This window comes from Maribacter antarcticus DSM 21422 (assembly GCF_000621125.1).
GTDB lineage: Bacteria > Bacteroidota > Bacteroidia > Flavobacteriales > Flavobacteriaceae > Maribacter > Maribacter antarcticus.
Window position 1 is genome coordinate 183702 of the sequence record NZ_JHZC01000005.1, and the last position, 16382, is coordinate 200083.

14 protein-coding genes and 1 pseudogene are annotated in these 16382 nt (G+C 36.6%); 12 read left to right on the forward strand and 3 right to left on the reverse strand.

Annotated features, from left to right (window positions below):
• The first annotated feature begins 2 nt into the window (after window positions 1-2).
• The 8 genes and pseudogenes from Q360_RS0104300 to Q360_RS24435 all read left to right on the forward strand — a co-directional run.
• Window positions 3-380, forward strand: a complete 378-nt coding sequence (locus Q360_RS0104300; protein ID WP_036195028.1) for a response regulator transcription factor — start codon at window positions 3-5, stop codon at window positions 378-380.
• A gap of 164 nt (window positions 381-544) precedes the next feature.
• On the forward strand, window positions 545-2896 hold the full coding sequence (locus Q360_RS0104305; RefSeq protein ID WP_156950001.1) for a HEAT repeat domain-containing protein: 2352 nt from the start codon (window positions 545-547) through the stop codon (window positions 2894-2896).
• An 89-nt stretch (window positions 2897-2985) separates the two neighbouring features.
• Window positions 2986-3258 (forward strand): hypothetical protein, encoded by a 273-nt coding sequence (locus Q360_RS0104310; protein ID WP_027076000.1) that lies wholly within the window; start codon window positions 2986-2988, stop codon window positions 3256-3258.
• Window positions 3259-3261: 3 nt separating this feature from the next.
• Window positions 3262-3600, forward strand: coding sequence for a hypothetical protein (locus Q360_RS0104315; RefSeq protein WP_027076001.1), 339 nt, complete (start codon window positions 3262-3264; stop codon window positions 3598-3600).
• Between the two features lie 388 nt (window positions 3601-3988).
• The gene (locus Q360_RS0104320) at window positions 3989-5200 is read left to right on the forward strand and encodes an LTA synthase family protein (RefSeq protein ID WP_262493202.1); all 1212 of its coding nucleotides are present in this window, start codon (window positions 3989-3991) and stop codon (window positions 5198-5200) included.
• Window positions 5201-5613: 413 nt separating this feature from the next.
• Window positions 5614-5847: a hypothetical protein gene (locus Q360_RS24430; protein WP_156950002.1), complete on the forward strand. Its 234-nt coding sequence runs from the start codon at window positions 5614-5616 to the stop codon at window positions 5845-5847.
• A 123-nt stretch (window positions 5848-5970) separates the two neighbouring features.
• Window positions 5971-6102 carry a hypothetical protein gene (locus tag Q360_RS26930; RefSeq protein ID WP_262493199.1) on the forward strand — a complete coding sequence of 44 codons (132 nt, stop codon included), beginning with the start codon at window positions 5971-5973 and terminating at the stop codon, window positions 6100-6102.
• A 15-nt stretch (window positions 6103-6117) separates the two neighbouring features.
• A pseudogene (locus Q360_RS24435) lies at window positions 6118-6660 on the forward strand (YaiO family outer membrane beta-barrel protein); the annotation flags it as partial.
• Window positions 6661-7357: 697 nt separating this feature from the next.
• Here the strand turns inward: Q360_RS24435 and Q360_RS0104330 are convergent.
• A complete protein-coding gene (locus tag Q360_RS0104330) occupies window positions 7358-8221 on the reverse strand; it encodes a sigma-70 family RNA polymerase sigma factor (RefSeq protein WP_027076003.1) in 864 nt (287 codons plus the stop codon).
• 172 nt (window positions 8222-8393) lie between these two features.
• On the opposite strand from Q360_RS0104330, the gene Q360_RS0104335 reads away from it, so the two are divergent.
• The 4 genes from Q360_RS0104335 to Q360_RS0104350 all read left to right on the forward strand — a co-directional run bounded on the left by Q360_RS0104335 (window position 8394) and on the right by Q360_RS0104350 (window position 12876).
• Window positions 8394-8903: a DUF6155 family protein gene (locus Q360_RS0104335; RefSeq protein WP_027076004.1), complete on the forward strand. Its 510-nt coding sequence runs from the start codon at window positions 8394-8396 to the stop codon at window positions 8901-8903.
• Window position 8904: 1 nt separating this feature from the next.
• Window positions 8905-9834 (forward strand): 2-hydroxyacid dehydrogenase, encoded by a 930-nt coding sequence (locus tag Q360_RS0104340; RefSeq protein WP_027076005.1) that lies wholly within the window; start codon window positions 8905-8907, stop codon window positions 9832-9834.
• A 150-nt stretch (window positions 9835-9984) separates the two neighbouring features.
• Window positions 9985-11496: a DEAD/DEAH box helicase gene (locus Q360_RS0104345; protein ID WP_027076006.1), complete on the forward strand. Its 1512-nt coding sequence runs from the start codon at window positions 9985-9987 to the stop codon at window positions 11494-11496.
• A 102-nt stretch (window positions 11497-11598) separates the two neighbouring features.
• Complete coding sequence (locus tag Q360_RS0104350) at window positions 11599-12876, forward strand: glycosyltransferase (protein WP_245603186.1); 1278 nt, start codon at window positions 11599-11601, stop codon at window positions 12874-12876.
• Between the two features lie 71 nt (window positions 12877-12947).
• On the opposite strand, the gene Q360_RS0104355 is transcribed toward Q360_RS0104350, so the two are convergent.
• On the reverse strand, window positions 12948-13544 hold the full coding sequence (locus tag Q360_RS0104355) for a TetR/AcrR family transcriptional regulator (protein ID WP_027076008.1): 597 nt from the start codon (window positions 13542-13544) through the stop codon (window positions 12948-12950).
• Window positions 13545-13727: 183 nt separating this feature from the next.
• A complete protein-coding gene (clpB, locus tag Q360_RS0104360; protein WP_027076009.1) occupies window positions 13728-16328 on the reverse strand; it encodes an ATP-dependent chaperone ClpB in 2601 nt (866 codons plus the stop codon).
• Window positions 16329-16382 lie beyond the last annotated feature (54 nt).

Genomic DNA, 16382 nt, shown 5'->3' on the forward strand with positions numbered 1-16382 from the left:
ACATGAACGAAAGAACAATTCTTTTGGCCGATGATGATCAGCTTTTAGCCTCTTTACTAAACTTTAGGTTAGAAAAGGCTGGGTATATTGTAGATCATGTATTGGATGGGAAAGAGGTTAAAGAATACTTGTCCCATACTATGCCAGCTATAATTGTTAGCGATATCATGATGCCCTATTTTTCTGGTATAGAACTAATTAACTATGTTAGAAAGGAGCTGTTATCCCAAACTCCCATTATAATCATTTCATCTACTGGTAACGAAGAAAATGTTTTGAGCGCCATTGAATTGGGTGCGAATGACTTTATTTCAAAACCGGTAAGTCCTTCCGAGCTATTGGTTAGAATAGCAAGAGAAGTTAATAAAATCCATATTTGATTTTTATTCAGAAGACATATACGCTAAACGTCTTAATTAGCGCCCCAAAAATTCCAACAGATTTTTTATGGGCGCTATCGCTTTTTTTTGTCGCGTTAGCACTTATGTATGTTGTTTCAGTATTCTTTTTTAGGAATAGGATTTCTAGGCTTGGAAAACTTCTTTTGGCTAAAAGAAAGGTGTTTTATCCCATGATATGTGAATTCTTATTTTTTAAGGAAGACGGGGAAAAGAAAGAGAAAATAAACTACATAGATTTAAAGATTCACATACGCGAGCTTATAAAAAATCCTTTTGACAAAGAAGTACTTACGGCAGTACTTCTAGACCTTAAGAAGGATGTTACTGGGAAAACGAGAACCGAGGTATTTCGGGTTTATCAAGATTTAGAGCTTCATAAAGACGCCTATAAAAAGTTAAACAGCTGGCGCTGGGAAGTGGTTTCTAAAGGAATTTTTGAGCTTTCCCAAATGGAAGTACAAGATTCTTATAGTTTAATTACCAAGTTCATTAATGACAAAAGGTCTACCATAAGAAAACAAGCAGAAATAGCGACTGTAAGCCTTAATAAAGATGGTATTAATTATTTCTTAGATCATACTAGATATAAAATATCGGAGTGGCAACAATTAAAGTTACTCGATGTGGTTCGTAATAAAACAGACTATGTGCCACCACCATTTAGACTTTGGCTTACCTCTAAAAACAACCATGTTGTACTATTTGCCCTCAGGCTCATCAAATACTACAACCAAAACGATGCAAGCGCTTCCCTTATTCAATTGCTTAGGCATAAGGATAATCATATTAAAAAGGAGGCGATTTTCTGTGTTCGGGATTTTAATGTAACCAATGCCGTTCCGGTGCTTAAAACCATATTTTGGAAATGTACCACGGACGTTAAAATGTTTATTCTTGAGGCACTCTCGCAGCTAGGAACCGATGACGATATTAGCTTCCTAGAAGATATAGTAACTAAAGAAGTGGCTTTTACCGTAAAGGGAAAAGCCATAAGTACTTTAAATAAAATACATCCAGAGGGTGTACTTCCTATACAGGATATTGTTTCAACCGCGGACTATATACCTGATAAACAAACTCCTGAAGCTGCTATACCATATAATAAGGAAAATGACCTACATATCACAAAACAAGAAGAACAATCAAATTTAAAAGAGATTCCTGTGTCAGCCGAAATACTATCGAACAATGTAAAAGGTCATACTTTAAATTCCTTGGACATAGAACCTACTGAAATTTCGTTCTTGCCCATCGTAACAGAAGAGGTAGCTGGAATAGCACTAAAATCTAAAGAGGAGGTACCAAAGGACGAAAATGAATATCAGAGTTTTCTAGGCCTAAATGTTAATTTTGAAGAAGTTTACTCCGTATCTGCTGCTGAAGAATTTCACTTTGAATTTCTACCTATAGTTGCCGGAGAATTTCTTTTGAATGGAGAAGCGACACAATTACGGAATGAATTGCCGGTATGTTTTGAGGAAGTTATCGTGTTTGATAAAAAAAATACGGAACAGAAAAAAATAGAGCAGTGTTTACCCAATGAACTACTCGTGACCCCCGAGAAGGTAATAATTCCCTCAGATTTAGTATTGGAGACTAAAAAGGCTGTTAACGATGCAGAAGTTAGGTTGAATGTTCCTTTCAAGGAACCAAAAATCAGCTTTTCAGATGCAATAGCAACGGAGGACGTATCACATATAGCTGTTATCTATGATGTTTTAACTATTGAAAATGATACTAATCCAAAAGATAATATGTCGGAAATAGATTGGACCACTGCGGTTCAAATTGAAAACATAGTATATCAACAGGAAGCTAGTACCGAATATAAAAGAGAAAACGTGATGAAAAAAAAGGAATTGAATATTCCCAAACCCTTGTTTTATGATGATGCTAAACTCAATACTATAGTATTATTAGAGGCTATTGCCCAACTGGGAGACCATAGGGAAATACCATATTTGAAGATGTTATTAAAGCAGGAAGCCAATGCTATGGTGAAAACGAGTATAGAAGGATTAATAGCGGCTTTTTCTATATCAGATGATATATCTATATCTTTTGAACCTACCATCTCAAGCGAGCGGCAGAGTGTGTTTCATAGTCTTTTTGAAGTAAGCGACACCGAAGCAAAAATCATTTTACTCGATGAAATAGCAGAAGTGGGCGATGAGCAAGAAATACCATTATTGGAAAGCTTTGTTTTAGCTGAGGATGTACACTTAAAAAAAAGAGCAAAAAAAGCATTAGAAAAACTAATAACACGGCTTATGATTACCGGTAAAACAGCTCCTTTGGAAGTACCCACCCTAGCGGAGGAAACGGATACAATGTTTAGCCCCGATATCGATAATCTATTTACGGTAGACTTTGAATTGACACCTACAATAAAGAAAAATAATACAATAGCATATCAGCCTAGAGATAACATGGATGGCAACACCTTGTTTGATCGATTATGTGCCATGTCGACTAATCTATATAATAGGGAATAATAAATAGTGGCGCATTCGATATCGTCCTAGAATATATCAACATCGTTTTCTTTGTATTTACGTTGGTGCTATTTCTGTTGTTTATAGGAATGGGTTATTTTTCTGCTAGAAATTCTATTCATTACAAGAACAAAAATAATTTCGGTGAGATGGCCAACTTAATGGCATCGGACGTGTATTCCTATAATGAGTACATCAAGACCAAGGATGTTTTAATATTAATGCTTTGTGCCATAATTGAGCCTTTTGGTTATCACCCTTTTATGGTGTGGGCAGCTATTCGAGGTAATTATAGGAAACTGTTCAAGATAAAATCTGGATGGGGTACGCAAGTACGCAAAGGATTTGCTAAAGCAACTTAAATTATGCAAATAGAAAAGCATAATATACCGCAAAATAGTAGAATATTAAAGGATTATATTCCTCCGGTAATTACATTCTTTGTGGGTCTCATACTTTTATCTGTCTATCAAAATATAATACTTTATCTCACGGGTGTACTAGACAGCGTAGTGAACAAAAGTCTGTTCCTTAATAGTTTACATCATTTGGGTTATGCTGCAGTATGTTCCGTACTATTTGCGTTTTTATTTAATCTACTGGAAAATAAAAAATCGAATCTTGGTTTTAAGGTAATTCGTTTTATTTTCGCTGCCCTCCTTTTAATAGAGGGTCTCCTAATTACTTATTTTATTGGTAATTAGGAGCCATTGGGAGCTAATGGCCTATTCTGTAGCAATGCTGAACATATACAATTCAATATCCTAAATGCGTTTATAGCCATTTCGGTTACTTTGTTTACCTGCTATTTGTTATATCGATATACGGCTCCATTCTATAAAGTAATCAGTAGAATGTATCCGTTTACAATTATTTTATTCAGCATGTTTTTAGTGACTTTATATTACAATAGGAAGCCTATAAATGAAAACAAAACCTAACATCTTTTAGATGTTAGGTATACTGCTGTTTTTGATATAAACACTTATACGGGTAGCGAAGAATATCTATTGGCCAGAGCGTATACTCCAAATAGCAATTTGATTCCCTATTTTAATCTTACGACCGAAAAAACCTCATATTAAAATACTTATTGTAGAAGGACTTGGAACCCCCTTTATTAATGCAAAAGGAGCTTACAGCGGTATTATGCCTCGTTTAAAGAAAATGAGTGAATCATCTTTATACTGGCCAAATTTTTTAAGTAATACGGGAGAAAGTGAAGCGGCATTGGCGACAATTATCGGTTCCCTACCATTTGGCGAAACTGGCTTTACAAATATAGAGGGCTTTACCCATAGACATACTTTGTTTAGTATTTTAAAGCAAAACGGATATGAAACTTCCTTCAATTATGGTGGAAACAGTGCTTTAAATAGCTATGACCGATTTTTGGTAGAGGAAGGTGTAGATGAAATTTTAGATAAAACAGTTTTTGGAATAGCGTATAATTTGCAAAATGCCTGTGTAGCAGGAATTACCTTGGGCTATCCTGACGACGCATTGTTTCGGCGCTACTCCGAAGAAAATAACACAGTGAATGAAAGGCCGCAGTTAACCGTATTTAAAATCTTAAGTACCAAGACTCCTTATGCCATACCGAACTTTGGTAAATATGAAAAGAATGTTGATAAACTAATCAGTCATTCCACAAGCAACGAAAAGACCCAAAGGTTTATTTCACATAATGTAGAACTGTTTGCAAGTTATAGCTACGCAGATGAAGCTATTGCTCACTTTCTAAATGACGACAAGAAAACAAAGGCATACAAAAACACCATCTATATCATTACGGGAAGCCATCTCAATCGGAATATCCCATCGGAAAATACGTTGAAACGTTATCAAGTACCACTTTTGATGTACCGCCCGTTACTAAAATCTACATCGAAAATAACAAAACTTGCCTCACATACAGTTATCGCTCTGGCCATTATTTCATTGTTGGATAGGGCATATAGCTTAAAAGTACCAAAGACGGTAGCTTGGCTTGGGAATGGAGAACTGGTTTCGAACGGAAATGACTTTAACAAGGAGATTCCATTATTCAGGGGAGCGAATAACATTAAGGATTATGTGCATCATTCTTTTTTCCTAATGGATGGTGAGCTAATCGAGCTAAATGCTGACCTAAGCTTTACTGACAACGAGGTTCGGGATATAAAGATTGTTGATATCAAGAATCGCTTTAGCTATAGCAAATCAGTCAACCAATATGTGACGCAAAACGATAAAATAATTCCTAGTACATTATCATCTGTAGCCAACGATAAACGGGAATTTTCCAAAACTGAAGCAATCTAGTTACAAAGTGTTTTTAACGGTAAGGATTTTGACGATGCCTATAAAACGGCAAGAAAACTAGCTTTTGATACGGATTGGGACAGGTCACTATTACTATGTGAACATATCTTAGGTAAAATACCACGCCATGCGGATACGGAAATTTTAAAAGGCCGTATCTATTCTTGGAAAGAAGAATACGATAAGTCAGTGAAGACCTTAAAAGAGGTGGTTAGAAAATACCCGGAATATACAGATGGATATTGTGCGCTTATGGATAGCGATTTTTGGACTAATCCGCAGAAAGACATACGTTCGCTTATACAACAAATAGAATAGCATCAGTTAAATGATGCGTTACTTATTGAGAAAATACAACGTGCAAGCAAACACGAGTTCATGTTAGACAACCCAACAGTTAAACGAGACATGCATTGAAACTGACTCCACTATTCACAGCCGTTTTACTCCTGTTTTTCTTGACTAGCGTTACCGGTCAAGAGTATGCTTATACTGGAGATTTGGATGCTTCTTACTTTACCGCGAGGGATTTAGCTTTTGAAGGAAAGCGCAGTGATGCACGAGATATTTTGATAGGTGTAGTTACACGGTATCCAGAACATACAGATGTGCAGTGCCTTTTGGTAAAAATATATAGTTGGGATTAAGAATATGACCAAGCTAGAGCTCGATTTAATAGCATAACCAACAAGGAAAAACGAAATAAGGAAGTTTGGATAGGTGCGATAAAAAACCAGCAATATGCAGATAAGTTGCATATTGGCTTGGGCTTGGGCAATAAAGCATTGATTTATGTAAAAGAAGATATGGATATTCTTGCCCTCAAAGCTGAAATAGTAAAGCAGATAGGAGATGCACACCTCTTACAGAACAAATTGAAAGTAACAAAAATAGTAGAATAACGCAAGCAAGCTTTTACGATTTATACAGAAGGCGAAGTGTTCGATCAAGTTTTATATCCAATGTTCTATGGTGCTGTGGAATACAAAAAACAAACAAAATGGGGTGTTATTTTACAACGTATCAACTTTAATAGGTGTTTTAATATTAAAGGAGTACAAGCGGAAGTGGATGCCTATCCTAAAATTTATAAATCACTTAGTGGGTATTTTAATTATGGGTTTTCAACTTCAGAAATTTTTCCAAAACATAGAGTAGGGGCGGAAATGGTAAAAGAATTGCACAACGCCATGGAGGCATCCTTAGGCTTTAGACACTTATCTTTTGTAGCAGATCAAGCAATTATTCTCACAGGTAGTTTTGGATTATACAGCGGTAACTATTATGTCTCCATTAGGCCCTTTGTTGTGCCCGATGGAGTGAAAGGGCTTGGAGTATCCGATAGTCTTTTGGTACGGCGTTACCTTAAAGATGGGAATAACTATTTGGGAATGAACCTAGGCAAAGGATTTGATACTGAAATGAATCAGTTTATCGTAGACAAAGAACTATTGACGTAAACTTTATTATTTTTAGAATCGAAACGGTTACGTTTTGAAGATCAGTTTACGACGACAAAAAATAGCAATCAATACAAAGCGAATGTTGGTATAAAACGCCAAGAACTCGCCTTTAGTTCTGGTAAATTCTTTTTATCGGTTATCGAAGGGCTATCCTATCAGGTTAAATTTCAGATAAGGCAACCAAGATTCTTACCACAGGTTATCCATTATGGTCTATTCACCCTAACGGGTATGAGTACTAATGAAATCAGTTACCAACTCCAATCGATACGTTTACAACAAAAACTAAGGGGTACACCACAATTAATTGTACACAGCCTGTGTTTCTTTTATGTTTACTGTGTAATTGAGCATTACCCAAATCTAATTACTAATCAATAAAGAATCCATGCTTTACGACACCTACGGAGAGGAATATTTAGTGTTCCTTCAAGATTTGAACGAAATTTTAAGCTTTAACGAATTAGCGGAATTGGATTATATGTAATCCTTTTTCCAATTAACCCAAAACCTTTAAATATGGCCTATCAAAACCAAGACAACAATTCATATCAAAATTTTATTCAAGACTTAAACGACATCCTTGTGGATTTCAATATTAGCAAGCTATCGTATTCTTAGTTTAGTGTTCAGTTTTTATAAAGAAAAAGCACCTTCGAAAAGAAGGTGCTTTTTCTTTATAAAAACCTACGTGTTACCCTAAATAGGTCTTTAATAATTTACTTCTAGAATTATGTCTTAATTTACGAATGGCTTTTTCCCTTATTTGTCTTACGCGTTCTCGCGTAAGATCAAAGGTTTGACCTATTTCGGCTAAAGTCATAGACTGCTGGTCACCAATACCATAATAGAGTTTTACCACATCTGCTTCTCTAGGGGATAAGGTATCCAATGCTCTATTAATTTCAGTGTTTAATGATTGTTGCAGTAGTTGATTATCTGGTCTTGGTGATTCACCAGAACGCAACACGTCATAAAGATTTGAATCCTCTCCTTCACGCAATGGTGCATCCATAGAAACGTGTCTCCCTGAATTTTTTAAAGACTGTTTCACCTCGCTTACTGTCATTTCTAACTCAGTTGCTATTTCTTCAGCAGATGGTGGTCGCTCGTGTGCTTGTTCTAAATAAGAAAATGTCTTTTTTATCTTATTTATAGAGCCAATTTTATTCAAGGGTAGACGTACCACACGGGACTGTTCTGCCAATGCTTGTAAAATAGACTGTCGTATCCACCATACAGCATAAGAAATAAACTTGAAACCTCTAGTTTCATCAAAACGTTTGGCGGCTTTTACTAGTCCTAAATTACCTTCATTTATTAAATCGGGAAGCTTTAAGCCTTGGTTTTGATATTGTTTTGCCACGGATACCACGAACCTTAAGTTAGCAGTGGTTAATTTTTCCAATGCAATCTGGTCTCCCTTTCGTATACGTTGTGCTAATTCTACTTCTTCATTTGCGGTAATCAAATCTATTTTACTAATATCTTGCAGGTATTTGTCCAAGGACTTTGATTCACGATTCGTTACCTGCTTGATTATCTTTAGTTGCCTCATATATAGATGTGTGTATGTTAGTAATTCTACCAGAGAACATAATACATTATTATTGGCTCTTTTCCAAAAGGAACAAGACTTAATTATACATATTTTATGAGCTTTTAAGATTATTTTTAAGGAAGCTCTTGTTTTTTCGTGGCAAAGCTTATTTTTGAACTAAGCGTATATTATGAGTAAGAGAACCTTAAAAAACTACGTAGCAGAATTACCCAATGAGGAATTGAAGCTACAGCTCCTAGATTTGTATGAGCGTTTTCCGGATGTGAAAACCTATTACGACTTTATATTTAACCCGAAAGAGGATAAATTGGTGCAAGAGGCGAAGACTAAAATTTCTAGTGAGTATTTTCCGGTAAAACGTAAGCGTCCAAAAGCGAGGCGTTCCGTTGCTCAGAAATACATAAAGCATTTTTTAAAATTAGGAATGGAGCCTAGCTTGGTCGCTGATGTAATGTGTTTTAATCTAGAAATAGCACAAACCTTTGCTATGGAGCGCAATGTTCCAGATAGTTTTTATAAAAGCATGTCCAATTCCTTTTTAGAAATGACAGTTTATATTTCACAGCATGGACTTCTGGTTGATTTTAAGGAACGCATACTCAAGATTTATGAACATACACAAAACGAAACCTGGTCTTTTGAAGAGGATTTTTCAAGAGCCTTAGATATATTGGATTAATATGGCACTAGTACTCATTAGACAGGATGGTAAAATAGACCTTTGGAAAAACGCACTGCTAAAAGCGAATCCAGATTTACCTACATACAGCTATTTAGAGGAGCACCCTAAAGAGGATATAACTATGGCGCTTATTTGGAAGCACCCAGAAGGGAGTTTGTCCATATATCCGAACTTGAAATGTATAGCATCGGCAGGAGCAGGGGTAGACTATATTTTTGAAGATGAAACGATACCAAATGCCATTCCTATCACTAGGTTAGTAGACCCTTATTTGGCGGGTGACATGAGCGAACATGTATTGGCATCGATATTCGCAGAACTTAAAAATTTTAATACCTATAAAGTGCAACAAACCCAAGCAGTATGGAAACCTAAAAACTATAGGCGAATTACAGATGTTACTATAAGTATTATGGGCTTGGGAGAATTAGGTGCACTAACAGCCAAAGACCTGGTACAGTCAGGTTTTAAGGTTCAGGGCTGGTCTAGAAGTAAAAAATCTATTGCAGGAGTCACTACATTTTCTGGCAACAACGATTTAAACAAATTTTTAAGAACTTCAGATTTTTTGGTATGCTTGTTACCATTAACGCCAGAAACAAACGGAATTTTAAACACCGTCCTGTTTGAGCAACTTCCTAAAGGTGCTTATATTATAAATGTCGCTCGTGGTGGTCATTTGGTAGACAACGATTTACTGGCACAATTGGATAATGGACATCTTTCCGGCGCTTGCTTAGATGTATACCATCAAGAACCGTTAGCAGTTACACATCCTTTTTGGAAACAACCAAAAATTATCATGACTCCACATTATGCCAGTGTATCCGACACGAAATCGGTTATTCCACAAATTCTTGAAAACTATAAAAATCTACAGAATGGAAAAGAGCTGATGAACGTTGTAAGCAGGAAAAAGGGATACTGAGGGTTTACGCGTGATACGAACCTTAAATATGAAGCCCAAAACATCTAGCTCCTTACTTTTTTGCTCTCCAATATTTCGTTTACCCATAAAAATCTTTTAATTTTGTAAGGTTTTTGTTTATATATTCAATCTTAAACTTGTACCAACTTTTTGAAATCACCAAAAGATACTACTGAAAAGACCCTGTACGATTATCAAGAGGAAGACCTAAATACTATTTTTAAGTATTTAGAGGACAACCCAGATGGTTCAAACTTGTTGTACCAACTACCTACTGGTGGTGGCAAAACGGTGGTTTTTTCCGAGATTGCCAGGCGGTATATCGAAAAAACAAATAAAAAGGTAGTAGTTCTTACCCACCGTGTAGAATTGAGTGCACAGACTTCCAAAATGCTGCACGGATTTGGCGTAAACAATAAAATAATCAATAGCGAGGTAAAGGAGCTACGTGACCAGGACGAGTTTAAGTGTTTTGTGGCCATGGTAGAAACTCTTAACAATCGTTTGCAAGAAGAAAAGGTAGAAATCAATAATATTGGTTTGGTTATTATTGATGAAGCGCACTATAATTCTTTTCGGAAACTATTCAAGTATTTTGAAAATGCAGCTATTATAGGGGTAACCGCAACACCGCTAAGTTCCAATATTAAGCTTCCCATGAAGGACAACTATAAAAAGTTGATTGTTGGAGAAAGTATTGGTTCCCTGATCGGAAAAAAGTTCCTAGCTAAGGCAAACATGTATAATTACGATGTTAGCTTACAAAGTTTAAAATTGGGAATAAACGGCGATTACACAGTTAAGTCCTCAGATGAACTCTATGGGAACCATAGTATGTTGGGCAAACTGATATCTGCATATTCTGAGATAGCCTTGGGAACAAAAACATTGATATTTAATAATGGAATAAATACCTCTCGTTACGTATATGAGACCTTTAAAAAGGCAGGGTACAATATTCAACATTTAGACAATAAGAATACTGCCACAGAACGAAAGGAAATCCTAAAATGGTTCTCTGAAACTCCAGATGCTATATTAACCTCCGTAAGTATTCTTACTACAGGGTTTGACGAGCCCTCTGTCGAAACCATAATCCTTAACCGCGCTACCCGTTCCCTTACTTTATATTTTCAAATGATTGGTCGTGGCTCGCGCTATCTACCTCATAAAGAGCAATTTACTGTGGTTGATATGGGTAATAATGTTGCGCGTTTTGGAATGTGGAACGCAGCAGTAGACTGGCAGGAGATTTTTCATTTTCCAGATTTTTATCTGGAAAATATTAAGAACGACGAGGAAATAGAACGGGAATTTATTTATGAAATGCCGAAAGAACTGCGGAACGAATTTAATAAATCCGATCAGATTGAATTTGATATTAAGGCAGAGTACAAAAAAAGTTTTGCCAATGGTGAAAAATCCAAGCTGGTATTAGAACGAAGTATAGAGCAGCACGCCCAAATTTGCGTGGAAAATGCCGAAGATGTTTTTGATGCCCGTATTCTAGCCAAAAAACTAAAAGAAGAAATACAGTATCGTGTTCGTCAATATTCTTATTGTATTATGAACAACACCAAAAATTACAAGGAATGGTTGGAAGAGGACTACGAACGAAAATTACGTAGTAATATTTCCAAAAAGTTTGCTGCAAGAATGTGAACTGGGGAAGTTCAAGTTCAAAAATAAAGTGAGTAAATTTAAAGCAATGTTTTGCTGTTAACAAACTACCCACTGCGCTCTAACAACTATCCTCTTTTAAACTTGAAACCTTACAAACCAACCAACATCGACCCAATAAAAAAAAATAAACGTCATCAACTATTAATTATAGGATGGGGATGGCCGGAGCCAAACGCTACTGCTGCGGGGTTTCGGATGCTGCAGCTAGCAAACTACTTCTTAGAACGCAGTTACGAGGTGACCTTTGTGGCAACCACTGCGGAAAATGAATACAGCTTATCTCTTGTAACGTTAGGGATAAAAACCAAGCAGGTAGTTTTGAATAGCGATTCTTTCAATGACTTTATAGCTGATTTACAACCTAATATCGTCCTGTTCGATAGATTTCTTTCAGAAGAGCAATTTGGCTGGCGGGTCGCCAAACATGCTCCTGATGCCCTGCGTATTTTGGATACTGAAGATTTGCACTCCCTGCGTTACGTGCGTGAGTTGTGTTTCAAAACAAAGATTCCATTTACTGTCGATATTTGGCTACAAGACGATAAAACCAAACGCGAAATCGCGAGTATATATCGATGTGATATGTCACTCATAATTTCTGATTTCGAGATTAACTTGCTTAGGACTACTATAGGAATAAACGAAAGCCTCCTCTTGCATCTTCCTTTTATGCTAGCTAAAGACGATATCCCGATTAAAACACCGAGTTTTGAAGAACGAAGTGATTTTATTTTCATTGGAGGAGGAAAACACCTGCCGAACTTAGATGCAATAAAATATCTAAAAAAAGATATTTGGCCAAAAATAAAAACCAAGTTACCAAACGCAAAGTTGGAAATTTATGGTGCCTATCTGCCCCAACAAATACTGGAGTTTAATGATGCGGTAAGCGGGTTTAATGTGCTGGGAAAGGCAAGTAATGTCTCCGAGGTTTTACAGAATGCTAAGGTTTGTCTGGCGCCATTACGCTTTGGTGCGGGGATTAAAGGAAAGCTATTACATGCCATGCAGTTTGGTACGCCAAGTGTAACAACGAGCATTGGTGCAGAAGGTATGCATGGAGACTTAGATTGGAACGGAGTAATTGCTGACGAGGAAAGTGACTTTGTAACTGCCGCTGTTACTTTGTATTTAAATAGAACCCAATGGGAAAAAGCCCAACGAAATGGAAATGCCTTACTAAATTCTCGGTATCATAAAGCCTCTCTGGAGAATACGTTTGATTTCAAAATAAGTCAACTGCATAACCATCTTGAAAATCATAGAATACAAAATTTTATAGGAAGCTTGTTAGAACATCAGACGATGGCGAGTACCAAGTATATGAGTAAGTGGATTCAGGAAAAGAATAAAAAGTAACGAACTTATACATGTATTTTAGCAATGGAAAATAGAAATATACAGCCAGTATTAGGTACTGTATCTATTATTTAGCTTTTTAACTCCCGCTTTACAAGAACCTCTAAATAAGTCATCGTGTTTACCAAATATTTACGGTCACCCGATAATGTCGCCATCACCACGGAACCTTGAATTATCGTATACAATTGTTTTGCAAATTGTAAGGGCGATACCGGGAGTTTAAATTCGCCTTTATTGATTCCATTTTCTAAAACTAAAGCGATTTTTCCTTCAATTTCCTTTACAGTTTCCTTAGATGCTGCAGCCAACAAATTATTATTGTGTTGTGCATCTATTCCAATATTTAAAATAGGACAACCACCTATTTTTAAAGTGAATATATCATATTTTTTATAAAAATCGATGAGTTTAAAAAGCTTCTCAACAGCAGTTCCTTGCATTTCTAATACTATATCTATTGCATCTAACAGTAGCCTCCGATTATGCTCAAAAGCCGCTAAAGCCAAAGCTTCTTTGTTTTCGAAATTACCATAAATTGCACCTTTTGTTAAACCTGTAGCCTCGGTTAAATCACTCATACTTGTTCCGATATAACCGTGTTTGTTAAATATAGGTGCTACGGTCTCGATGATAAAACTGGAAGTTCTTTCGGCTTTTGTGGTCATTAGTCTAAAATTTATACAAAGATAAAAAATCTATACTGTACGGTATAAATTGTTGATAAAAAAGTTCTTAAAACTTTCATTCATACCAATACAAAAACGGGGTCGAAAATATCAAACTTATTAGGTTCAACATCTATCGACTCCGCTCTATTTTGCCAAAAATAAAACTATAATACCTCCATATTAACGTACCAAATCATTCTGGTTTCTATATACCAATGTATTGTCAAAAGCATCCAATAAAATAATACTATCCGTCTTAATCTCTCCACTTAGAAGGGATTTAGACATATTGTTAAGCACCTCCTTTTGTATGGTTCGCTTTACCGGTCTAGCGCCAAATTGGGGTTCATACCCTTTCTCTGCCAAGAAACTAATTGCTTCATCAGTTGCGTCTAAAGTAATGTTTTGTTTGTTCAACATCTTTTTTATTCCTTCTAATTGTAACTTTACAATTTCATGGATATTCTCCTTGGTTAGTGGTGTAAACATGATGATATCATCTATCCTGTTTAAGAACTCTGGGCGTATTGTTTTATTCAATAGCCCCATAACTTCAACTCTTGCATCTTCTGCGGCACTAATACTATCATTTGAATTTTCAAACTTTTCCAAGATAATATGGCTGCCCATATTACTGGTCATAATAATGATGGTATTCTTAAAATCAGCCAAACGACCTTTATTGTCTGTTAGCCTTCCTTCATCTAATACCTGTAGAAGGATATTAAAAGTATCTGGGTGTGCCTTTTCAATCTCGTCTAAAAGTACAACAGAGTAGGGGCGTCTGCGCACGGCTTCCGTTAACTGCCCGCCCTCGTCATACCCAACATATCCTGGAGGTGCACCTATTAATCTGCTAACCGAGTGCCGTTCTTGGTATTCACTCATATCTATTCTGGTCATGGCGTTTTCATCATCAAAGAGATACGCAGCCAAGGTCTTTGCCAATTCAGTTTTTCCCACTCCTGTAGTACCCAAGAACAAGAAGGAACCAATAGGTTTTTTCATATCCTGTAAACCGGCCCTACTTCTTCTAATAGCGTCGGATACCGCTTGTATAGCTTCATTTTGACCCACAACACGTTTGTGCAGTACATTCTCAAGGTTCAATAGTTTTTCCCGCTCGCTTTGAAGCATTTTCGTTACTGGAATACCTGTCCATTTGGCAACTACCTCGGCAATATCCTCGCTGGTAACCTCTTCTTTGATTAAGGTTCCTGCCTCCTGCTGTTTTGCCAATTCTTCCTGAAGCTTAACAAGTTTTTCCTGTGCCTCCTTAATTTTACCGTATCGTATTTCTGCTACCTTTCCGTAGTCTCCATTACGCTCCGCTCGTTCTGCATCTGCCTTGAAATTTTCAATATCTAATTTTGTCTTTTGGATATTATCCACCACAGTTTTTTCGCTCTCCCATTTTGCGAATATTTCATTTCGTTCGTCCTTTACATTAGCAAGATCTAAATTAAGTACCTTGAGTTTAGACTTATCATTCTCTCGCTTTATGGCCGCTATCTCAATCTCCAATTGCATAATTTTCCTATCCAATACGTCTAGTTCCTCTGGTTTAGAGTTGATTTCCATACGTAATTTGGAAGCGGCTTCGTCCATAAGATCAATAGCCTTATCTGGCAAGAATCTATTGGTGATATAGCGCTGTGAAAGTTCAACTGCGGCTATTACGGCTTCATCCTTTATACGGACTTTATGGTGTGCCTCATATTTTTCCTTGATTCCCCTAAGGATGGAAATAGCACTCTCCGTATCTGGCTCATCCACAATAATTTTTTGGAACCTCCTTTCCAAGGCTTTGTCCTTTTCAAAGTATTTTTGATACTCATCTAAAGTTGTTGCACCTATAGCCCTTAGTTCTCCCCTAGCTAAAGCAGGCTTAAGTATGTTTGCCGCATCCATAGCACCTTGGCCGCCACCTGCACCTACAAGCGTATGTATTTCATCTATAAACAAGATGATATCGCCATCAGCACTGATAACCTCTTTGATTACTGCCTTTAAACGCTCTTCAAATTCTCCTTTGTATTTGGCTCCTGCAATTAGAGCGCCCATGTCCAATGAATATATGGTCTTATTCTTTAAATTTTCTGGAATGTCGCCTTGTACGATACGATGCGCTAAACCTTCTGCAATGGCTGTTTTACCCACACCAGGCTCACCAACCAACATAGGATTATTCTTGGTTCTTCTAGATAGGATTTGAAGTACGCGCCTAATTTCTTCATCCCTACCTATTACTGGGTCTAATTTTCCGCTATCTGCTAACTCATTCAGATTTTTAGCATACTTATTTAAGGAATTATACGTTTCCTCAGCGCTTTGAGACGTAACCTTAGCGCCATTACGTAATTCTGAAATAGCTGCAAGTACATTTTTCTCCGAAACTCCTTGGTCCTTTAAAATGTGTGCAATCTTACTTTTAGATTTAAAAATGGACAAGAAGAGATGCTCTATGGAAACATATTCGTCTCCCATCCCTTTTGCTACAATACTGGCTTCATTCAAAGTCTTACTGGCTTCTCGGGAAAATTGTAATTCTCCTCCCTCAACTTTAGGAAACGTATTCATCTCCTTTTCTAAAATCTGATTAATCAGGTTAGGATTTAGCCCTAATTTTTTAAGCATAAACGGAATAGCATTTTCATCTACCTCTGTAATTGCTTTAAAAAGATGCTCATTCTCTATTTGCTGATGTCCCATGGTCTGGGCTATTACTTGAGCTTGTTGTATGGCCTCTTGTGATTTTATTGTGAAATTATTACCGATCATATCTATATATGTTTAGTTTCTTAGGTTATTTTTGTCTAATAATAAGCAACAATC

Coding starts and splice junctions, on each gene's coding strand:
- Q360_RS0104300 (WP_036195028.1), top strand. CDS start 3: ATGAACGAAAGAACAATTCTTTTGGCCGATGATGATCAGCTTTTAGCC.
- Q360_RS0104310 (WP_027076000.1), top strand. CDS start 2,986: ATGGGTTATTTTTCTGCTAGAAATTCTATTCATTACAAGAACAAAAAT.
- Q360_RS0104315 (WP_027076001.1), top strand. CDS start 3,262: ATGCAAATAGAAAAGCATAATATACCGCAAAATAGTAGAATATTAAAG.
- Q360_RS0104330 (WP_027076003.1), bottom strand. CDS start 8,221: ATGAGGCAACTAAAGATAATCAAGCAGGTAACGAATCGTGAATCAAAG.
- Q360_RS0104335 (WP_027076004.1), top strand. CDS start 8,394: ATGAGTAAGAGAACCTTAAAAAACTACGTAGCAGAATTACCCAATGAG.
- Q360_RS0104340 (WP_027076005.1), top strand. CDS start 8,905: ATGGCACTAGTACTCATTAGACAGGATGGTAAAATAGACCTTTGGAAA.
- Q360_RS0104355 (WP_027076008.1), bottom strand. CDS start 13,544: ATGACCACAAAAGCCGAAAGAACTTCCAGTTTTATCATCGAGACCGTA.
- clpB (WP_027076009.1), bottom strand. CDS start 16,328: ATGATCGGTAATAATTTCACAATAAAATCACAAGAGGCCATACAACAA.